Annotated in this window: 18 protein-coding genes; 13 read left to right on the plus strand and 5 right to left on the minus strand. The window is 72.7% G+C overall.

The window, feature by feature from the left end:
- The first annotated feature begins 253 nt into the window (after positions 1 to 253).
- Positions 254 to 1,288 (plus strand): helix-turn-helix transcriptional regulator, encoded by a 1,035-nt coding sequence (locus ABT232_RS27455; protein ID WP_351844597.1) that lies wholly within the window; start codon positions 254 to 256, stop codon positions 1,286 to 1,288.
- Here the strand turns inward: ABT232_RS27455 and ABT232_RS27460 are convergent.
- Positions 1,251 to 2,225 (minus strand): helix-turn-helix transcriptional regulator, encoded by a 975-nt coding sequence (locus tag ABT232_RS27460; protein WP_351844598.1) that lies wholly within the window; start codon positions 2,223 to 2,225, stop codon positions 1,251 to 1,253. The two genes, ABT232_RS27455 and ABT232_RS27460, sit on opposite strands and share 38 nt — an antisense overlap.
- Before the next feature lie 29 nt (positions 2,226 to 2,254).
- Positions 2,255 to 3,238 carry a helix-turn-helix transcriptional regulator gene (locus tag ABT232_RS27465; RefSeq protein WP_351844600.1) on the minus strand — a complete coding sequence of 328 codons (984 nt, stop codon included), beginning with the start codon at positions 3,236 to 3,238 and terminating at the stop codon, positions 2,255 to 2,257.
- A gap of 130 nt (positions 3,239 to 3,368) precedes the next feature.
- Between ABT232_RS27465 and ABT232_RS27470 the strand changes: the two genes are divergently transcribed.
- Positions 3,369 to 3,608 (plus strand): hypothetical protein, encoded by a 240-nt coding sequence (locus ABT232_RS27470; protein ID WP_351844602.1) that lies wholly within the window; start codon positions 3,369 to 3,371, stop codon positions 3,606 to 3,608.
- On the plus strand, positions 3,605 to 3,940 hold the full coding sequence (locus ABT232_RS27475) for a hypothetical protein (protein ID WP_351844604.1): 336 nt from the start codon (positions 3,605 to 3,607) through the stop codon (positions 3,938 to 3,940). Before ABT232_RS27470 ends, ABT232_RS27475 begins: the two co-directional genes overlap by 4 nt.
- A 145-nt stretch (positions 3,941 to 4,085) precedes the next feature.
- Here ABT232_RS27475 and ABT232_RS27480 read toward each other — a convergent pair whose 3' ends face one another.
- Positions 4,086 to 4,499, minus strand: coding sequence for a pyridoxamine 5'-phosphate oxidase family protein (locus tag ABT232_RS27480; protein ID WP_351844606.1), 414 nt, complete (start codon positions 4,497 to 4,499; stop codon positions 4,086 to 4,088).
- A gap of 150 nt (positions 4,500 to 4,649) precedes the next feature.
- Here ABT232_RS27480 and clpB point away from each other — a divergent pair, with 150 nt between their 5' ends.
- From clpB to ABT232_RS27500, 4 genes are all read left to right on the plus strand, one after another.
- Positions 4,650 to 7,265, plus strand: a complete 2,616-nt coding sequence (gene clpB / locus ABT232_RS27485; protein ID WP_351844608.1) for an ATP-dependent chaperone ClpB — start codon at positions 4,650 to 4,652, stop codon at positions 7,263 to 7,265.
- A 110-nt stretch (positions 7,266 to 7,375) separates the two neighbouring features.
- The gene (locus ABT232_RS27490) at positions 7,376 to 7,903 is read left to right on the plus strand and encodes a YbjN domain-containing protein (protein WP_351844610.1); all 528 of its coding nucleotides are present in this window, start codon (positions 7,376 to 7,378) and stop codon (positions 7,901 to 7,903) included.
- 149 nt (positions 7,904 to 8,052) lie between these two features.
- Positions 8,053 to 8,757, plus strand: a complete 705-nt coding sequence (locus tag ABT232_RS27495; protein WP_351844731.1) for a TetR/AcrR family transcriptional regulator — start codon at positions 8,053 to 8,055, stop codon at positions 8,755 to 8,757.
- A 232-nt stretch (positions 8,758 to 8,989) separates the two neighbouring features.
- On the plus strand, positions 8,990 to 9,979 hold the full coding sequence (locus ABT232_RS27500) for an NAD(P)-dependent alcohol dehydrogenase (RefSeq protein ID WP_351844612.1): 990 nt from the start codon (positions 8,990 to 8,992) through the stop codon (positions 9,977 to 9,979).
- 117 nt (positions 9,980 to 10,096) lie between these two features.
- Here ABT232_RS27500 and ABT232_RS27505 read toward each other — a convergent pair whose 3' ends face one another.
- Positions 10,097 to 11,287: a pyridoxal phosphate-dependent aminotransferase gene (locus tag ABT232_RS27505; RefSeq protein ID WP_351844614.1), complete on the minus strand. Its 1,191-nt coding sequence runs from the start codon at positions 11,285 to 11,287 to the stop codon at positions 10,097 to 10,099.
- A gap of 183 nt (positions 11,288 to 11,470) precedes the next feature.
- Here ABT232_RS27505 and ABT232_RS27510 point away from each other — a divergent pair, with 183 nt between their 5' ends.
- From ABT232_RS27510 to ABT232_RS27520, 3 genes are all read left to right on the plus strand, one after another.
- A complete protein-coding gene (locus ABT232_RS27510) occupies positions 11,471 to 12,685 on the plus strand; it encodes an RCC1 domain-containing protein (protein ID WP_351844616.1) in 1,215 nt (404 codons plus the stop codon).
- Positions 12,686 to 13,588: 903 nt separating this feature from the next.
- A complete protein-coding gene (locus ABT232_RS27515; protein WP_351844618.1) occupies positions 13,589 to 14,149 on the plus strand; it encodes a DUF2617 family protein in 561 nt (186 codons plus the stop codon).
- A 91-nt stretch (positions 14,150 to 14,240) separates the two neighbouring features.
- Entirely contained in the window at positions 14,241 to 15,830 is a 1,590-nt protein-coding gene (locus ABT232_RS27520) for a polyamine aminopropyltransferase (protein ID WP_351844620.1), read from the plus strand.
- 75 nt (positions 15,831 to 15,905) lie between these two features.
- On the opposite strand, the gene ABT232_RS27525 is transcribed toward ABT232_RS27520, so the two are convergent.
- Entirely contained in the window at positions 15,906 to 16,139 is a 234-nt protein-coding gene (locus ABT232_RS27525) for a hypothetical protein (RefSeq protein ID WP_351844622.1), read from the minus strand.
- A gap of 374 nt (positions 16,140 to 16,513) precedes the next feature.
- Between ABT232_RS27525 and ABT232_RS27530 the strand changes: the two genes are divergently transcribed.
- From ABT232_RS27530 to ABT232_RS27540, 3 genes are read left to right on the plus strand one after another with little or no spacing between them, the layout of a single operon-like run.
- Positions 16,514 to 17,740 carry a sensor histidine kinase gene (locus tag ABT232_RS27530; RefSeq protein ID WP_351844624.1) on the plus strand — a complete coding sequence of 409 codons (1,227 nt, stop codon included), beginning with the start codon at positions 16,514 to 16,516 and terminating at the stop codon, positions 17,738 to 17,740.
- A complete protein-coding gene (locus tag ABT232_RS27535; protein ID WP_351844626.1) occupies positions 17,737 to 18,423 on the plus strand; it encodes a response regulator transcription factor in 687 nt (228 codons plus the stop codon). Before ABT232_RS27530 ends, ABT232_RS27535 begins: the two co-directional genes overlap by 4 nt.
- A gap of 55 nt (positions 18,424 to 18,478) precedes the next feature.
- Complete coding sequence (locus tag ABT232_RS27540; RefSeq protein ID WP_351844628.1) at positions 18,479 to 19,282, plus strand: SRPBCC domain-containing protein; 804 nt, start codon at positions 18,479 to 18,481, stop codon at positions 19,280 to 19,282.
- Positions 19,283 to 19,300: the final 18 nt, after the last annotated feature.

The following is a 19,300-nucleotide window of genomic DNA, read 5'->3' on the forward strand; positions in this document are numbered from 1 at the left end:
GAGTTCGCGCCATTGTGGCGTGAACTCCCTTTTTTCGTGTGAACGTTCCCCGTAGGCGAGAAGGAGGGAATGTGCGTGCCGGGCAATGAGCGGTCGCCTTCCGTTGTCGGACTGTGACGGAACGGCGCCGGATCAAAAACCTGCATACCGGTGGTTTCCGGCGGTCACAGTGGAGAGAGGCGTGTTGCGGAGCAGGTTCGCTCCGCGCATAGTTGCGCTGCGGAAGAGGCGGAGACCGGGGGTGGGATGGGCGATGGCCGGGCACGGGACGGACGAGCATCCACACGGTGCTGACCGACTGTGCGAGGCCGGGGATCGGGTGTATTCCCGGGCCGTACGGCGCGGCCGCGTGCCCCGCCGGGACGCCGAGGCGGTCCCCTGCCTGCTGGAACTGGCCCTGCTGCACCCCGACCCCGACGACATGGAATGGCTGGTGCCGACCTCCCCGCAGGAGGTCATGACCCGGCTGCTGCGCGGGGTGTACGACGAGATCAGCGCCAGCCAGCGGCGGATGGGTTCGGCGGTGGCCGCCTTCGAGTGGTACGCGGGCCTGGGCGGCCGTACGACCGCCTCCGCGCCCGGCGAGGGCACCGCGGCGATCCGCGTCCTCGACGGCCCGGCCCGTATCCAGGCGGCGCTGGACGAGGCGACGGCGGCCTGTACGACCGAGGTGCTGACGGTCCAGCCGGGCGGCATCCGGCGCGAGCACGAGCTGTCCGAGGGCCTGCACCGGGCGCTGGCGCTGCGCGGGCGCGGGGTGCGGATGCGGGACCTGTACAACCATGTGGCCCGGCACGGGCAGGGCCTGCTCAACTACCTGGAGCTGATGGGCGACGCGGTCGAGGCGCGCACCCTGGACGAGGTGGTCGACCGGCTGATCCTGTTCGACCGCACGGTCGCCTTCATCCCCGCCAACGCCGACCGCACCATGGCCCTGGAGCTGCGCCACCCCGGCCTGGTCGCCTACCTGGTGACCGTCTTCGACCGGCTGTGGCGGCTCGCCGTCCCGCTCACCGCCGCGCTGCCCGACACCGGCATCGAGGGCATCTCGCACCGCGAGCAGTCGATCGCCGCGCTGCTCGCCGAGGGCCACCAGGACGCGGTGATCGCCGAGCGGCTCGGCATCAGCGTGCGCACCTGCCGTGCCCATATCGCCCGGCTGTCGGAGACGCTGGGCGCGGCCAGCCGTACCCAGCTGGGGGTGCGGATCGCGCAGGTGGGGCTGGACGGGCCGCCGCGGGCCGCCGGGCTCACCGTTCCGGGCCGAGAATCCCCGAGCGTCCGATGAGGTAGCCGAGCTGCGCCCGGCTCTCGCTGCCGAGAGTGGCGGCGAGCTTGGCGATGTGCTCGCGGGCGGTGCGGATGTTCATGCCGAGGCGTTCGGCGATCACCGCGTCGGTGTGGCCCTCTATGAGAAGGCCCGCGATGGCGCGCTGGCGGGCCGTGATGCCGTCCCTGACGGGCTGTGGGGCGGCCTGCGGGTGCATGGGGGTGGCGAGCCGCCACAGGCGCTCGAAGACGGTCACCAGGTATTCCACCAGGGCCGGATTGCGGATCTCCAGGGCGAGGCCGCGGTCCTTGCTGGCGGGGACGAAGGCGACGGCGCGGTCGACGACGATCAGCCGCTCGGGAAGCTCGTCGAGGGTGCGCACCTCGGCGTCGCCGGACAGCCGCTCGTAGTAGGCGAGGACGGCCGGGTCGTGGCGGGTGGTGTGCTGGTAGAGGGTGCGCATCCGGCAGCCGCGGGCGAGCACCGCCCGGTCCCGCGGCAGGGCCACCTCCAGGGCGGAGGCGGGGCGTTTGCCGCCGGGCTGGATGGTGAGCAGTTCGCCGGCGGCCGTCGCCATGGCCTCGCCGATGGCGGTGTTGATGCGCTCCAGGCCGCTGAGCACCCGGATGCCGAAGGCGGTGGTCGCGGCACCGTCCGGGGTGTCGAGCATCAGCAGCGGCGCGAACGCCTCGGCGAGCCAGGCCTCGTGGCGTCTGCGCCGGGCGATGTCGTCCTCGACGGCGCACAGCAGGCGGGGCAGGGCGACCGAGGGCGCGGCGGGCAGCAGCCAGAGCTGGTCGTCGGCGTCCGGCTGGAGCAGACCGCCCTCGACCACACAGGGCAGCCGGTCCGCCTCCGCGGCCGGTATCCGGCCGGCCTGGAGCGCCCGGGCGTACAGGGCCAGTCCCGCCGGGCACACCTCCTCCGGCTCGTGACGGTGTGTCGCGGTCCTCACCCGGTCCCCCTTCCGGTCGCAGGTCTGGCTCAGCGGTCGCGGTCCAATATCCCGGACTGGGCGATGAGGAAGCCGAGTTGGGCCCGGCTGCCGCTGCCCAGAGCGGCGGCGAGCTTGGCGATGTGGGCCCGGCAGGTGCGGACGTTCATGCCGAGGCGGCGGGCGATGGCCTCGTCGACATGGCCCTCGATGAGCAGCTTGGCTATCGAGCGCTGGACGCCGGTGATGCCTTCCGGGGTGGACTCGTACGGTACTTCCTCCATCAGCGGCACCGCCCGCTGCCACAGCTGCTCGAAGACCCTGATGAGGTACTGCACCAGGCCGGGGTGGCGCAGTTCGAGGGCGACCTGCCGGTCGTCCTGGGCCGGGATGAAGGCGACCGTGCTGTCGCAGATGATGAGCCGTTCGATCAGCTCCTCCAGGGTGCGGATCTCGACCTTGGCGCCGGCCATGCCCTCCATGTACGCGAAGGTGCTCTGGCTGTGCCGCACGGTGTGCTGGTACAGGGTGCGCACCGAGATGCCGCGTTCGATCAGCGGCTTGCTGCGGGTGAGCGCCTGGCTGAGGATGTGCTCGGGCCTGCTGCCGCCCGGCTGTACGGTCAGCACCTCGGAGCGGGCTTCGGCTATCGCCACGTCCAGGGCGGTGTGGATCCGGTCGATGCCCTCCAGCACGGTGATGGCGTGGGTGGCGGCCGGCTGCTGGGCGCTGATGGCGAGGAAGGGCTGGAAGGTGTCCGTGAGGTCGACGGAGAGCCGTCGACGGTCCTGTATCTCGCGTTCCAGGGGCTGGAGTTGCTGGGCGAGCACGATCGACGGAGGGACGGGGCGCAGCCAGTTCGCGTCATCCGGGTCGGGGTGCAGCAGGGCGAACTCAAGCAGGCAGGGAGCGGGCTTGACCTCGTCGCGGGCGATCCGGCCGGAGCTGAGGGCGGCGGCGTAGAGCCGCGTTCCGTCGGCGCACAGCTCAGTGATGCCGTGAGGATGTGTCGGGTTTGTGCTCTTCGGTGACAAATCTCCACCCCCCAGGGTCCTGAACGTGCAGGAACATGATGCATCTCTTGTGTGGCATTGACGTGCCTGAATGAGCCATCGTCTTGTTTCGCGGGGGAGAGGAAGCCATCAAGTGAGGACGAAGCCGACCATGAATAAGAGAATGCTTCGCTCGGTGCTTGCTACTGCCGTCGTTGCTACGGCCCTGGCCTTCGGTGCGGCCGGTCCTCTCGACGTCGGCTGGCGGACCCCTGCCCAGGTGGAGAGCGCGGCGCAGGTGACCGGGGACGTCGGCTGGTCCGTCGAGGCGGCGAGCCTGGACGTCGGCTGGCGCACGGTGGCCGGCGGCGAGGACGTCGGCTGGTCGGAGCCGGTGGGCGCGGACGCATGACCACCCCACCCGACGACCGATCCTTCCGGCGTGAAATGGCTACCGCGTACCGTTCCGGCTGGCACTTCATCGACCTGGCCACCGCCATCCCCCACAACGGTGACTCGCTCATGGTGACCGTCTTCGGTGAGCCGGTCGTCGTCACCCGGGACGAGGACGACGACGTACGGGCGTACCGGTGTCTGCGCAGGCCCCGGGGTGCGCCGCAGCCCGTGCGGTGCGCCATCCGGTACGGAATGATCTTTGTGAATCTCGACCAGCGTGACCACCGGTTGGCGGAACCGGAGACCCCGGACCCCATGACCATCTCGGCCACCCCCCGCAGTGCCTGACGCGATTCCCCCGTCGTAAAAGATCGCTCAGGTACTTCCCCCCGCAGCGGCGTCACCGTGACCTGAACACGGTGACGCCGCTGCAGTTTTGCGGGGTATAAGACGGTTCCGGCCAGTTCGGCGGTTGGCTGAAAGCGCATGTGTCTCAGCCCTTGCCCAGAGCCCGGGTCAGTTCGATCTCGATGACCACCCGGTCGGGATTGGGCCGCGGTGTCCGCTGGTAGCGCTCTGCGTACCGCTCCACCGCCTCCGCCACTCGCTCCGGCTCGGCGCGCACGAACGCCCGCCCCTCCAGCGTCGCCCAGCGTCTGCCGTCCACCTGGCAGACCGCGACCCGCGCCCCCTGCGGCCCCGCCGCCAGCACATTGCGTACCTTCGTGCTGGTCCGGTTGGTGATCACGCGGGCGAGCCGCGCCTCGGGGTCGTAGGTCACCCCGACGGGCACCACGTGCGGGCTGCCGTCCGGGCGGGGGGTCGTCAGCGTGCACAGGTGCCGCTCGCGCCAGAAGCTGAGGTACGCCGGATCCGGGGCACCCGGATCCCTGAGGTGTGTGGCCATGGCTCCGAAACCTAGTGGAACCCGGCCCGTTCGTCTCCCGTTCCACACCTTGAGTGGAATAGACTCAACTTTGTGTACGTTGCTCAAGTCAGTACGGACGAGGTGCTCGTCGGTACGGACGACGGCTGACGCCAGGAGGAGAACGCGAACGTGGACGCCGAGCTGACCAACCGGAGCCGGGACGCGATCAACGCGGCCAGCAACCGGGCCGTGACCGAGGGCCACCCCGACCTGACCCCGGCCCACCTGCTCCTCGCTCTGCTCCAGGGGCAGGACAACGAGAACGTCATCGACCTGCTCGCCGCGGTCGAGGCGGACCAGGCCGCCGTCCGCGCGGGCGCTGAGAAGATCCTCGCCGGGCTGCCCAGCGTGACCGGGTCCACCGTCGCGCCGCCGCAGCCCAACCGCGACCTGCTCGCCGTCATCGCCGACGCCCAGGCCCGGGCCCGCGACCTCGGCGACGAGTACCTGTCCACCGAGCACCTGCTGCTCGGCATCGCCGCCAAGGGCGGCCAGGCCGGCGAGCTGCTGTCGCGGCAGGGGGCGAGCGCGAAGAACCTGCAGGAGGCCTTCACCAAGGCGCGCGGCGGTCGCCGGGTCACCACCGCCGACCCCGAGGGCCAGTACAAGGCGCTGGAGAAGTTCGGCACCGACTTCACCGCCGCCGCCCGCGAGGGCAAGCTCGACCCGGTCATCGGCCGCGACCAGGAGATCCGGCGGGTCGTGCAGGTGCTGTCCCGCCGCACCAAGAACAACCCGGTCCTCATCGGCGAGCCGGGCGTCGGCAAGACCGCCGTCGTCGAAGGGCTCGCCCAGCGGATCGTGAAGGGTGACGTGCCCGAGTCGCTGAAGGACAAGCGGCTGGTCGCGCTCGACCTGGGCGCGATGGTCGCCGGCGCGAAGTACCGCGGCGAGTTCGAGGAGCGGCTGAAGACCGTGCTCGCCGAGATCAAGGACTCCGACGGGCAGATCATCACCTTCATCGACGAACTGCACACCGTCGTCGGCGCGGGCGCCGGCGGCGACTCCGCCATGGACGCCGGCAACATGCTCAAGCCCATGCTGGCCCGCGGCGAGCTGCGCATGGTCGGCGCCACCACCCTCGACGAGTACCGCGAGCGCATCGAGAAGGACCCGGCGCTGGAGCGGCGCTTCCAGCAGGTGCTGGTCGCCGAGCCGACCGTCGAGGACTCCATCGCCATCCTGCGCGGGCTCAAGGGCCGCTACGAGGCCCACCACAAGGTCCAGATCGCCGACAGCGCGCTGGTCGCCGCGGCCACCCTGTCCGACCGGTACATCACCTCCCGCTTCCTGCCCGACAAGGCCATCGACCTGGTCGACGAGGCCGCCTCCCGGCTGCGCATGGAGATCGACTCCTCGCCCGTCGAGATCGACGAGCTCCAGCGCGCCGTGGACCGGCTGAAGATGGAGGAGCTGGCGATCGGCAAGGAGACCGACGCCGCCTCCCGCGAGCGCCTGGAGAAGCTGCGCCGCGACCTCGCCGACAAGGAGGAGGAGCTGCGCGGCCTGACCGCCCGCTGGGAGAAGGAGAAGCAGTCCCTCAACCGCGTCGGCGAGCTGAAGGAGAAGCTGGACGACCTGCGCGGCCAGGCCGAACGCGCCCAGCGCGACGGCGACTTCGACACCGCCTCCAAGCTGCTCTACGGCGAGATCCCGGCCCTGGAGCGCGATCTGGAGGCCGCCTCGCAGGCGGAGGAGCAGGTCGCCAAGGACACCATGGTCAAGGAGGAGGTCGGCGCCGACGACATCGCGGACGTCGTCGCCTCCTGGACCGGCATCCCGGCCGGCCGCCTGCTGGAGGGCGAGACGCAGAAGCTGCTGCGCATGGAGGACGAGCTGGGCAAGCGGCTGATCGGCCAGTCCGAGGCGGTGCGCGCGGTGTCGGACGCGGTGCGCCGCAGCCGGGCCGGCATCGCCGACCCCGACCGCCCCACCGGCTCCTTCCTCTTCCTCGGCCCCACGGGCGTGGGCAAGACGGAGCTGGCCAAGGCGCTCGCCGAGTTCCTCTTCGACGACGAGCGGGCGATGGTCCGCATCGACATGTCGGAGTACAGCGAGAAGCACAGCGTGGCCCGCCTGGTCGGCGCCCCGCCCGGCTACGTCGGCTACGAGGAGGGCGGTCAGCTGACCGAGGCGGTCCGCCGCCGCCCGTACTCCGTGGTGCTCCTCGACGAGGTGGAGAAGGCGCACCCCGAGGTCTTCGACATCCTGCTCCAGGTGCTCGACGACGGCCGGCTCACCGACGGCCAGGGCCGCACCGTCGACTTCCGCAACACCATCCTGGTGCTGACGTCCAACCTGGGCAGCCAGTTCCTGGTCGACCCGCTGACCAGTGAGACGGAGAAGAAGGAGCAGGTGCTGGAGGTGGTCCGGGCCTCCTTCAAGCCGGAGTTCCTGAACCGCCTGGACGACCTCGTGGTCTTCTCCGCGCTGGCCAAGGACGAGCTGGCCCGGATCGCCCGGCTCCAGATCGACCGGCTGGCCAAGCGGCTCGCCGAGCGGCGGCTCACCCTGGAGATCACCGACGCGGCCCTGGCCTGGCTCGCCGACGAGGGCAACGACCCGGCCTACGGCGCCCGGCCGCTGCGCCGGCTGGTGCAGACCGCGATCGGCGACCGGCTGGCCAAGGAGATCCTGTCCGGCGAGATCAAGGACGGTGACACGGTCCGCGTCGACACCTTCGGCGACGGCCTGATCGTGGGCCCGGCGGCCCCGGCCGGAGCCGACCTCGGCAAGACGCTCTGACTCGACCGGCCGGATCGTTCCGGCCGTCCCCCGACAGGCGGGGCGAGGGCTTGCCACCCCCCGCCCCGCATGGGGGAGGATGGCGGAATCCGTACGAAGGGAAATTCACGGTGAGCATCGACCCGTCCTCGATTCCGAACTTCGGGGGCCAGCCCCAGCCGCAGCCCCAAGGACCGGCGGGCCCCGTCGTCCCGAATCAGGACCTTGTGAAGCAGCTCCTGGACCAGATGGAGCTGAAGTACGTCGTCGACGAAGAGGGCGACCTCGCGGCGCCGTGGGAGCAGTTCCGTACGTACTTCATGTTCCGTGGCGAGGGCGACCAGCAGGTCTTCTCGGTGCGGACCTTCTACGACCGCCCCCACCAGATCGACGAGAAGCCCCAGCTGCTGGAGTCGATCGACGACTGGAACCGCCGCACCCTGTGGCCGAAGGTGTACACCCACACCCACGACGACGGCACCGTCCGTCTCATCGGTGAGGCCCAGATGCTGATCGGCCCCGGGGTCAACCTGGAGTTCTTCGTCTCGTCGACGGTCAGCTGGGTGCGGGCCGCCATCGAGTTCGACAAGTGGCTGATCGAGCAGCTCGGTCTGGAGCAGGAGATCGACGACGCGGAGAAGCCGGAGGACGAGGAGTAGGCCTCCGCGCCACGAGAGCCCGGCGAGGGCCGCGACCGTCACGGCCGCGCGCCCCGGCCGGGCTTCTTTCGCGTCCACGGCCTGTGGACGGTCCTCCCAGGCGCGGGAGGTGAGGGCCGGGAGCTAGCATGGCGCGCGTACGAGAGGGGATGGTGGAGATCGCCACGCAGGCCGACGCCGCCGCGCGGCCCCGCCTCCCCCTGAGCAGGGAGCGGGTTCTGGCCGCTGCCGTCGCGCTGGCAGACGAAGGCGGGGTCGACGCGCTCAGCATGCGCAAGATCGCGCACGAGCTGGGCGTCGTGCCCATGGCGCTGTACAAGCATGTGGCGAACAAGAACGAGCTGCTGGACGGCATGATCGACGTCGTCGTCGGCGAGATCGCCCCGCCGGAAGGCGATGCCGGCTGGAAGACCGCCGTCCGCCGGCGCGTGCTGTCGGCCCGCCGCATGCTGCTGCGCCACCCGTGGGCGTCCGGGGTCATCGAGTCACGGATGAAGGCGCGGGTCACTCCGACTCCCGTCGTGATGGAGTATCTGGACTCGATGATCGGCCTCTTCCGGGCCGGAGGGTTCTCGATCGATCTGGTCCACCACGCGATGCACGTGATGGGCAGTCGCCTGCTGGGCTTCTCGCAGGAGCTGTTCGAGGACGGCTCCGGCCGTGAGCCGGATCCGGATGCGCTGCCGCCCGAGGAGATGGCCGCCCGCTATCCCCACATCACCGAACTGGCCATGGCGGTCGCCCACGACAACGGGTCCGTCGTCGGCTCCGGCTGCGACGACCAGTTCGAGTTCGAGTTCGCTCTGGACCTGACGCTGGACGGCCTCGAACGGCTCCGGGACGCGACGACCTGACCCACCGGTAGGACCGGCATGGCCTGACCGGGCCGTCGCCGCCGTCCCCCCGTGACCCGCTCGTCGGTCGTGCGCACCCCCCTCGCGCGTGGCAGCCCAGAACGACCTCCTTCGCTCCTTGACCGGTGTACGGCGTACACCTACATTGCTCAGTGTAGGTGTACGCCGTACACCGGCGGTGATCCGCTGGTCGGTTGACGCCCGATCGATCACGAGGTGATGGGGGAGGCCGATGAAGGCGATCGTTCAGGGGCGGTTCGGCCCACCGGACGTCCTGCGGCTGATGGACGTCGACCGGCCCGAGGTCGGGGCCGATCAGGTGCTGGTGCGGGTGCGCGCCGCCGCGCTCAATCCCTACGACTGGCACATGCTGCGCGGCGACCCGTACGTGGCGCGGCTGACGGGAGCCATGGGACTGACCCGGCCCAAGTCCACGGTGGCCGGTATCGACGCGGCCGGACAGGTGGAGGCGGTCGGTGCCGACGTTCGCGGGCTCCGGCCCGGCGACGAGGTCCTGGGATTCTGCCCGGGCTCCTTCGCCGAGTACGCGCGGACCACCGCGGACCTGCTGGTGCGCAAGCCGGCGACCCTGACCTACGAACAGGCCGCGGCCGTGCCGATGGGGGCGGTGACCGCCCTGCGGGGCATCCGGACCGTGGGCCGGGCGCAGGCCGGGCAGCGGGTGCTGGTCAACGGGGCTGCCGGTGGTGTGGGCACGTTCGCCGTGCAGATCGCCGCGGCCCTGGGCGCGGAGGTCACCGGGGTGTGCAGCGCCCGCAACGTCGAGCTGGTGCGCTCACTGGGCGCCGCGCACGTCGTCGACTACGCCCGGGAGGACTTCGCCGACGGGGGTGTGCGCTACGACGTGATCCTGGACAACGTGGGCAACCGCCCGCTGCGCCGGCTGCGCCGGGCGCTCACGCCGACGGGGACCCTGGTGGCCAACGGCGGCGGTTCGCCCGGCCGCGTGTTCGGAGTGATCGGCGCCATGCTGCGCCTGGTCGCGGTCGACGCGTTCGTCCGGCAGCGGCTCCGCATGATCCTCCCGGCGGCCCCGGCGGGGCCGGCCCACGAAGACTTGCTCGTCGTCACCGCGCTCATCGAAGCCGGCACGCTCACTCCGGTGGTCGACCGGACCTACTCCCTGGCCGACGCGGCGGAGGGCGTGCGCCATGTCGAGCAGGGCCATGCCCGCGGCAAGGCCGTGGTCACCGTGCCATGAGCGACGGCGCCGACACCCTCGCCGAGGGCGCCGACGTCGGTCTGTACGTGCCGTACGTGCCGTACGTGCCGTGCGGCGAGGCCGGCCAGGGCGGACTCGGTGAACTCGCCCGGCCCGCTAGCTTCGGAGGGCCTTCAGCCGTTCCGCCGCCTCCTCCAGCACCCCGGTCCGCTTGCAGAAGGCGAACCGCACGAACGGCGCACCCTCCTGCCGGTGGTCGTAGAAGACCGCGTTGGGGATGGCCACCACGCCCGCCCGCTCCGGCAGCGCCCGGCAGAAGGCGAAGCCGTCGCTCTCGCCGAGGGGCCGGATGTCGGTGGTGACGAAGTAGGTGCCGGAGGTGCGGAACACTCCGAATCCCGCCTCCGCGAGCCCCGCCGAGAGCAGGTCCCGCTTGGCGCGCATGTCCGCGCGGAACTCCGCGAAGTACGACTCCGGCAGCGCCAGCGCCTCCGCCACCGCGTACTGGAACGGCCCGGACGCCACGTACGTCAGGTACTGCTTGGCCGACCGCACGGCCGTGACCAGGCCGGGCGCCGCCGTGATCCAGCCGACCTTCCAGCCGGTGAACGAGAAGCTCTTGCCGGCGCTGCCGATGGTCACCGTGCGCTCGCGCATGCCCGGGAAGCCGGCCAGCGGCAGGTGCTCGGCGTCGTCGAAGACCAGGTGCTCGTACACCTCGTCGGTCACCACCAGCAGGTTCCGCTCCACCGCCAGCTCGGCGATCGCGGTCAGCTCCACGCGGGTCAGCACGGTGCCGGTCGGGTTGTGCGGGGTGTTGATCAGCAGCAGCCGGGTGCGGTCGGTGACCGCGGCGCGCAGCTCGTCCAGGTCGAGCCGGAACGTCTCGCCGTCCGGCCGCAGCGTCACCGGCACCCGCCGCCCGCCCGCCATCGCGATGCAGGCCGCGTACGAGTCGTAGTACGGCTCCAGCGCCACCACCTCGTCGCCGGGCTCCACCAGGGCCAGCAGGGCGGCGGCGATCGCCTCCGTGGCGCCCGCCGTCACCAGCACCTCGGTGTCGGGGTCGAAGGTGAGCCCGTACCGGCGCTGCTGGTGCGCGGTGATCGCGGCGCGCAGCTCGGGGACGCCCGGGCCCGGCGGGTACTGGTTGCCGCGCCCGTCCCGCAGCGCCCGCACGGCCGCCTCCCGGATCTCCTCGGGCCCGTCGGTGTCGGGGAAGCCCTGGCCCAGATTGATCGCTCCGGTGCGCAGAGCGAGCGCGGACATCTCGGCGAAGATCGTCGTCCCGAACTCTGCGAGGCTGCGGTTGAGGAAGGGCCGCTCGGTGGAGGTCATGCCGGCCATCCTGCGCCGAAGCCCCGGCCTTCCTCAACCGGCGGCCACGGACGGGTGCCGTAGGCCGTCTGCCGCAACCGGGGCTGCCGGTGCCGGTGTCGCCCGGTCCGCCGTCACCGCGTGAATCACAATCGTGACGGTTTGTCAGGGCCGGCCGGGACGGCCGCGCACCCCCACACCCCGAGGTGACTCATGCCATTGCTCCGAACGGGACGGCGCGGGCCGAGAACCGCCCTGTCGACGGGAGTCGTCGTCCTGCTGACCGCCCTGGCCGTGTGGGCGCTGCCCGCCGCGCCCGCCGCCGCCCAGGCGCAACGCGTCGAGTCCTGGGGCCACAACGGGTACGGGCAGCTCGGCGACGGCACGACCCACGAGCGGCACACCCCGGTCACCGTGGCCGGACTGACCGCCGCCGGCGTCACGCACCTCGCCTCGGGCGGCGGACACGGCCTGGCCGCGCTGGCCAACGGCACGGTCAAGGCCTGGGGCGCCAACGACTACGGGCAGGTCGGCGACGGCACCACCTCCGACCTGTCCGACCCCGACCACCTCACCCCCGGCACGGTGCGCGACCTGAGCGGCGTGACCGCGGTCGCCGCCGGCTGCCTGCACAGCGTCGCCCTGCTCGCCAACGGCACCGTCCGGGCCTGGGGCAACAACTACTCCGGGCAGCTCGACGGCACCACCGGCGGCCTCAGCACCACCCCGGTCACCGTCGTCGACCCCGGCAACCCCGGTGCTCCCCTCCGGCGCGTGATCGCGATCGCCGCCGGCTGCGACCACACCCTCGCCCTGCTGTCCGACGGCACGGTCCGCGCCTGGGGCGACAACAGCTCGGGGCAGCTCGGCACCGGCACCATCGGCGGCTCGACCGGCACCCCCGTCGCCGTCGTCGGCCTCACCGGCGTCCGGGACATCGACGCGGGGCTCGCGCACAGCCTCGCCCTGCGCGGCACCGGAACCGTCCGCGCCTGGGGCGACAACAGCGACGGCCAGCTCGGCAACGGCAGCATCGGCGGCGAGACCGGCACCCCCGGTCTCGTCGTCGGCCTCACCGGCGTCCGGGACGTCGACGCCGGGTACTCCCACAGCCTCGCCCTGCGCACCGACGGCACCGTCCGGGCCTGGGGCGACAACAGCGACGGACAGCTCGGCAACGGCAGCGTCGGCGGCGCGAGCGGCACCCCCGCCCCCGTCGTCGGCCTCACCGGCGTCCGGCAGATCGCCGCGGGTGACCTGCACAACCTGGCCCGCCTGTCCGACGGCACGCTCCGGGCCTGGGGCCACAACAGCGACGGGCGGCTCGGCGACGGCAGCACCACCGACAGCGGCACCCCCGTCCTCGTGCGCACCGGCATCGCCGGCGTCACCCGCCTCGCCGCGGGCGGATTCAGCCTGGCGGCCTGAGCCCCGCACCACCCGCCGAACGGCCCCCGACCAGCGTGTGATCGCAGGTCAGGGGCCTTTTCGCTGGGCGGACCCTCAGAACTTGCTCAACTCTGCTTTGACCGCCGTCGGCGAAGGGCATCTCCCGGTCACGCACCACACGAGGCGCCCACGGGGGGCCGCTTCGGGGGAAGAAAGGAGGGTGACGCCATGGTCATCGGCATCATCCTGGCGGTCGTCGCGGCAGTGGTCGTGGTGGGCACGCTCGCGGCTCGGAGCGCCCGGCGCAGCCGGGTGCGGACCGGACCGGTGCGTTCGGGGGGACGCACGCGCGGCGGGGCCGGCGGCAGACGCTACGGGGACGACTCGGGCAGCGGTGACAGCAGCTGGTGGGTGATAGCGGCGTCCGCCGGGGACGCGTCGGGCGGAGGCGGTTCGTCGTCCTCCGACTCGTCCTCCTCGGACTCCTCCTCAGGCCACGGCTCGGGCCACAGCTCGGGCGGTCACTCCTGCGGGAGCAGCTCGTCGTCGTGCGGAGGCGGGTCTTCCTCCTCCTGCGGCGGCGGTGGCGGCGGATGCGGTGGAGGCAGCTGACACGGGGCAGCCGAGCTCCGACAGGGGGGGAACCGCATCAACCCGGGCGCCCGCCGGCACCACCGGCGGGCGCCCTGCCGTGTCCCCGCTCCGGCGCACGCTTGTGCCGTACAGGCGTACGCCCTGGTTGAACAGTTGACCTGGGCAGCCCTCTGAGGGATGGAAACCCTCCGAAGTTGGGTAAAAACGCTGTGGCAGCGCCACCGTTCATGATTCCCTCTACCTCACCAACGCAGCCCCTCGGACGTTCTGCGGACACCTCTCCTGACTGGGCTGACCGGGCCGATCTCCCGGCGTCGATCTTTCTTTGCGTGCTAGCGGAGCCGATCCATGCTCACGACCCTGAACACCTCCTACACCGACACGCGTGCGGCCGACCTGGCCTGGGCCCTCGGCCGTGAACCGCTGCCCGCCCTGGCCACCCTCGACCTCCGACTGGACGGTGCCGCGCTTCAGTTGCGCCTGCTCGGCGCCTCCCACCAGGTGCTCCTGGAAGAGGCGCAGGTCAACTGCTCGGAGACGGTGGCGTGCATCCCCGGCAGCAGCACCCCGCTCCCGCTCGGCGTGGCCAAGCGGATGGGCGACTGGGAGTACGAGTTCGCCGCCCGCGTCGAGGTGCTGTCGCCGGGCTCCTTCGCCGGCCGCGCCCAGGAACTGCTCGCCCTCGTCTCCGACCATCCCAACGGCCTCGTCGGGGTCTTCCCCGGCAGCCCGCACGCCTTCACCGCGCTGCTGGCCCAGCGCCACGAGGGCCAGGTCCACTGGCGGACCTGGCACGCGTACCCGCAGGACGGGCAGTTGGTGGCCACCCGGACCCGGGTCGGGATGCGCGGGCCGGTGGATCCCGACGACCCGGAGCGGGCGCACCGGCTGAGAGCGTCCGCCGTGTGAGCGGGCTTCAAACCCGATGGATGCACCCAACAGTCAGATCCACACGTGTGGGTGACAAAGTGCGCCTCAGCCGTGACGTAACGTCACAGACGTGATCGAACCGCACGCGTCGGCCCGTCCAGCCGCCCCGCCGTCCTGGCGCGGTCCCGCGCGGCTGCCCGTCCGCCCGGCGACCGGGCGGTTCCTGGTCCTCGCGGGCGTGTTCGTCTGCGCGGCCTGCGGACTGGTGTACGAACTCGAACTCGTCGCGCTGGCCGCGTACTTGACCGGCGACTCGATCACCCAGACCTCCGTGGTGCTGTCCGTGATGGTCTTCGCGATGGGCATCGGCTCCCTGGTCGCCAAGCGGCTGCGGCGGCACGCGGCCGTCGGGTTCGGCGCCATCGAGGCGACCCTCGCCCTGGTCGGCGGATGCAGCGCGATGACTCTCTACGCCGCCTTCGCCTGGACCGGCGACTGGGACGGCCTGTGGGCCAACGGACCGCGCGGGCTGCTGGTCGCCTTCTCGCTCACCATCGGACTGCTCATCGGTGCCGAGATCCCGCTGCTGATGGAGCTGATCCAGCGCATCCGCCGCCAGGACGCGGGCGGCGCGGTGGCCGACCTCTTCGCCGCCGACTACGTCGGCGCGCTGGTCGGCGGCCTCGCCTTCCCCTTTCTGCTGCTGCCCCTGATGGGCCAGCTCACCGGCGCGCTGCTCACCGGCGCGATCAACGTGGTGGCGGGCGGCGTGCTGGTGCTCGGGCTGTTCGGCCGGGACCTCACCCGCCGGGCCCGGCTGCTCCTGCTGGCTGCCAACGTCGCCGTGCTCGGGCTGCTCGCCTCCGCCGCCGCCTGCGTCGACGACTTCGAGCGGGCCGCCCGCACGGCGGTGTACGGGACGGACGTCCGGGTGGCGCTGCGCACCGACGTCCAGGAGGTCGTCCTCACCGGCGGCACCTCCGGCCGGCCCCTCGGCCTCTACCTCGACGGGCAGCTGCGGGTCAGCGCCCGCGACGAACGCCGGTACCACGAGGCGCTGGTCCACCCCGCGATGGCCGGTCCCCACGCCCGCGTCCTCGTCCTCGGCGGCGGCGACGGCCTCGCCGCGCGGGAGGCACTGCGGTTCCCCGACGTGCGGCGGGTGCGGGTGGTGGAGCTCGACGCGGGCCTGGTCCGGCTGGCCCGCACCGACCCGGCGCTGGCCGCGCTGAACGGCCACGCCTTCGACGACCCCCGGGTGCGGGTCACGGCCGCCGACGCGTTCCGCTGGCTGCGCGGGGCGCCGACGGCGGCGTACGACGTGGTGATCGCGGACCTGCCGGACCCCCGCCTCGCCCGCGGCGCCCAGCTCTACTCCCAGGAGTTCTACGGGCTGGCCCGCCGCGCCCTGGCGCCCGGCGGACGGCTGGTGGTGCACGCCGGACCGCTGACCGCCCGCCCGCGCGTCTTCTGGACGGTCGACGCCACGTTGAAGGCCGCCGGTCTGCACACCGCCCCCTACCGGGACACCGCCGACCGCGGCCTGCTCCTCGCCGCCCCCGACGGCCGCCCGCCGCTGCGGCTGGACACCTCCCGGCACGCCCCGCGCGCCCGCACCCTCACCCCCGGCCGGCTGACCGCCGCCGGCGCCGCCGCCGAGGCGGTCCGGCCGCCGGCCCCGCCCCCGTCGACCCTGATGCACCCCCGCTACGGCCGCTGACCCGCGGCGGCCCGCCCCGCCTCCCCCAGGAGCGGGACGGGCCGCCGGTCACCCCCGTCAGGTGTGGTCCGACGCTCAGACCGCGTTCAGCGTGGTGTAGGAAGCGACCTTCCAGCCCCGGGAGTTGTTCACCTTCAGCAGGTACTTGCCGCCGCTGCGCTTGAAGGTCACGACGTGCTTCTCGCCGATGTAGCCGACGGTGCCGTCGCCGTTGTCGAGCAGGAAGTGCTCCCCGGCGAAGCCCAGGGTCTTCTTCCCGGCCTTGCCGTCGACGGTCAGGCCCGTCCCGAAGTCCCGGTTGTCGACCACTCCGACATCGACGGCAAGTACGGCCCCAACACCACCTACGCGGTGAAGCAGCTCCAGAAGCTGTTAACGGCGTGCCGTTCTGCTCGCCCCGGCGGCGACCGCCGCGGCCACGGCGACGGTGACGACCTTGGCGCGCAGTGCGGCACGCGGTGACCTGTGCAGAGACATGAGTGTGTTCCTTCCGGCCGAGCCGGGGTTCCCCCGTTCGGTCCCCCGTCCTGCCACCAGAACGTACGGTCGCGGCCCCGCCGCCCGAATCCCGCACCGGGTGGAATCCGCCGCCAACCCGCGCGGTACCCGCGCGGTTCCTGCAACTTCCGCGGTACGGCGAAAGAGTGACGCCCCCGCCCCGGCACCGGCGCTACGCTGCGGCGATGCGGATCCGCCCCCTCGTGTCCGACGGCCTGATCGCCCTGGCGCTCGCCACCGTGGCCGTCCTGCTCGGCACCGAGGCGAAGACCCAGGGCTGGCCGCCCCTCGACCCGCCCGGCTGGCTGCTCGTCGCCCTGGTCAACCTGCCGCTCGCGCTGCGCACCCGGGCCCCGGTCGCCGTCTGCCTCGCCGCGCACACCTGCTGGGCGGTCTATGTCGCCGCCGGCTACTGGCCGGTCGTGAACTCCTTCGGCCCCATGCTCGCCGTCTACACGGTCGCCGCGCTGCGCCCCGCCCGCACCGCCGCCCCGTGCGCCGCGCTGCTGGCCGGGGTGTGGATCTACGCCGGGATCGTCAGCGACAGCGACGCGATGGCGTCCGTCGCCGCCCAGGCCCTCGGCTTCCCGGCGGTGCTGTGGCGGTTCGGGCACGACGCCCGCCGGACCACCGAGCTGTCCCGGCAACTCCGCGCCGAACAGGCGGAACGGGCCCGGCGCGAGGTCGCCGAGGAACGGGTGCGCATCGCCCGCGAACTGCACGACGTGGTCGCCCACCACATGGCCGTCATCAACGTCCAGGCCGGACTCGCCCGGTTCGTCTTCGACTCCGACGCCGCCACCGCCCGCGAGGCCCTGGGCACCATCACCGGCACCAGCGGCGAGGCCCTGGCCGAACTGCGGCGGATGCTCGGCCTGCTGCGCGCCGACGGCACCCCGACCGCCGAGGGCGCCCCCGCGCCGGGCCTCGACCAGCTGGCGGAGATGGTGGCGCGGGTCCGCGCGGGCGGCGTCCCGGTGTCCCTGGAGGTCACCGGCACCCCGCGCCCGCTGGCACCCGGCGTTCAGCTGTGCGTGTTCCGGGTCGTCCAGGAGGCGCTGACCAACGTCCTCAAACACGCCCCGGGCGCCACCGCCGCCGTACGACTCGCCTACCGCACCGGCGAGATCGAGGCGTCCGTGGTCGACGACGGACCGGCCCCGGCCGGCGCCCCGGCCCGCGGCACCGGCCGGGGCACGGACGGCCGGGGCCTGCGGCTGCCCGGCCGGGGGACGGATCCGGCCAGTTTCCGGGAGCAGGGCGGCCACGGCTTGATCGGTATGCGGGAGCGCGCGAAGCTCTACGGCGGGACGATCGTCGTCGGCCCGCGCCACGAGGGTGGTTTCGGCGTGCACCTGACCCTGCCGACGTCGGTGCAGACCGCACGCCGGGGGGACATCGCAGCTGAATGATCAGAGTGCTCGTCGTCGACGACCAGTTTCTCGTCCGCAGCGGACTGGTCGCGCTGCTGCGCGCCGCGCCCGGCATGGAGGTCGTCGGTGAGGCGGCCGACGGCACCGAGGCCGTCGCCATGGCCGCCAAGACCCGCCCCGACGTGATCCTGATGGACATCCGGATGCCCGGCACCACCGGGATCGAGGCGACCGAACGGATCCTTGCCGAGGCCCCCGACCTGGCGCCGCGCGTCCTGGTGCTGACCACCTTCGACCTCGACGAGTACGTGTACGGGGCGCTGCGGGTCGGTGCCTCCGGCTTCCTGCTCAAGGACGCCGGACCCGAGCGGCTGCTGGCCGCGGTCACCGCCGTGCACGGCGGCGACGCCCTCTTCGCGCCCGCCGTCACCAGGCGGCTGGTCGAGGCCTACACCAGCCGCGAGGCCGGGCGGCCCGGTCAGCCGTCCGGCGGGCCGCCGCCGGGTCTTCAGGCGCTGACCGGGCGCGAGGTCGAGGTGCTGACGCTGGTCGCCCGCGGGCTGACCAACGCCGAGGCCGCCGACCGCCTGTTCATCAGCGAGGCCACCGTCAAGACCCACCTCAACCGCACGATGGCCAAGCTCGGGCTCGCCAGCCGCGCCCAGGCGGTGGTGCTGGCCTACGAGACGGGACTGGTGACGCCGGGCGCGTCGGCCGGGTGACGGGCGGCTGTCGCACGGGGTGTGTTCCGGCCGTCACTGGGTAGGCTGCGACGACATGGAGCACGAGGTGTTCGTACCGGTACCGGCCGACCGGCTGAAGGTGGTGCTCGCCGAGCCCGCGCGGGTCGCCCGGGCGGTTCCCGGCCTCCAGCAGGAGGCCGGCGCCGAGCCCGTCGCGGGGCGGCTCAGACTGCGGGTGGCCGGCACCACCATCACCTACCGGGGCGCCGTACGGATCACCGCGCGCCAGGACGGCTCGTACGCCGTCGTCGGCGAGGGCACCGAGACCCGCGGGACCGGCACGGTGAAGCTGGACCTCACCCTGCGGCCGGCCGCCACGGACGACGGCACCACCCTCGCCTTCGCCGGCACCGCCGCCGCGGACGGCCGGATCACCGAGCTGACGGCCGAGTCGGTCGCCTCCGCCGTCACCCGGCTGCTGGACCGCTTCGCCGAGAACCTGGCCACCGAGGCCGCCGACGACAACGCCTCCCGCGAGGTCCCGGAACCCGCCTCCGTCTTCGACACCGAGATCCCGCCGCCCTCCCTGGACCGGGAGCCCGACGAGGACGCGGACACCGCGGAGTCCGCCGGTGACGCCGACAGGGCCGCCGCCTCCGTCACCCGCAACTTCGCCGAGTCCGCCGAACCCCCCGCCGAGGCGGCGCACGCCCGCCGCACGATGATCGGGCGCAGCGCGGAAGAGGTCGACCACGCCCCGCCCCGGGGCCGCTACGCCCCCGTGCCCGCCCCGCAGACCGTCGTCGCGGGCGGCACCCTGCGCTGGGCCGCACCCGCGGCGGCGCTGGTCGTGGCCTCGGTGATCGTGGCGGGCCGGGCGCTGCGCCGCCGCCGGTGACGTCATCCGGCCGTCGGC

It is taken from the genome of Streptomyces sp. NPDC001532 (assembly GCF_040298625.1).
Classification (GTDB): Bacteria; Actinomycetota; Actinomycetes; order Streptomycetales; family Streptomycetaceae; genus Streptomyces.

What these genes read in the sequence shown, in the direction of transcription:
- ABT232_RS27455 (WP_351844597.1), top strand. Translation starts at nt 254, where the DNA reads ATGGCCGGGCACGGGACGGACGAGCATCCACACGGTGCTGACCGACTG.
- ABT232_RS27470 (WP_351844602.1), top strand. Translation starts at nt 3,369, where the DNA reads ATGAATAAGAGAATGCTTCGCTCGGTGCTTGCTACTGCCGTCGTTGCT.
- ABT232_RS27475 (WP_351844604.1), top strand. Translation starts at nt 3,605, where the DNA reads ATGACCACCCCACCCGACGACCGATCCTTCCGGCGTGAAATGGCTACC.
- ABT232_RS27480 (WP_351844606.1), bottom strand. Translation starts at nt 4,499, where the DNA reads ATGGCCACACACCTCAGGGATCCGGGTGCCCCGGATCCGGCGTACCTC.
- ABT232_RS27495 (WP_351844731.1), top strand. Translation starts at nt 8,053, where the DNA reads ATGGTGGAGATCGCCACGCAGGCCGACGCCGCCGCGCGGCCCCGCCTC.
- ABT232_RS27500 (WP_351844612.1), top strand. Translation starts at nt 8,990, where the DNA reads ATGAAGGCGATCGTTCAGGGGCGGTTCGGCCCACCGGACGTCCTGCGG.
- ABT232_RS27505 (WP_351844614.1), bottom strand. Translation starts at nt 11,287, where the DNA reads ATGGCCGGCATGACCTCCACCGAGCGGCCCTTCCTCAACCGCAGCCTC.
- ABT232_RS27510 (WP_351844616.1), top strand. Translation starts at nt 11,471, where the DNA reads ATGCCATTGCTCCGAACGGGACGGCGCGGGCCGAGAACCGCCCTGTCG.
- ABT232_RS27515 (WP_351844618.1), top strand. Translation starts at nt 13,589, where the DNA reads ATGCTCACGACCCTGAACACCTCCTACACCGACACGCGTGCGGCCGAC.
- ABT232_RS27530 (WP_351844624.1), top strand. Translation starts at nt 16,514, where the DNA reads ATGCGGATCCGCCCCCTCGTGTCCGACGGCCTGATCGCCCTGGCGCTC.
- ABT232_RS27535 (WP_351844626.1), top strand. Translation starts at nt 17,737, where the DNA reads ATGATCAGAGTGCTCGTCGTCGACGACCAGTTTCTCGTCCGCAGCGGA.
- ABT232_RS27540 (WP_351844628.1), top strand. Translation starts at nt 18,479, where the DNA reads ATGGAGCACGAGGTGTTCGTACCGGTACCGGCCGACCGGCTGAAGGTG.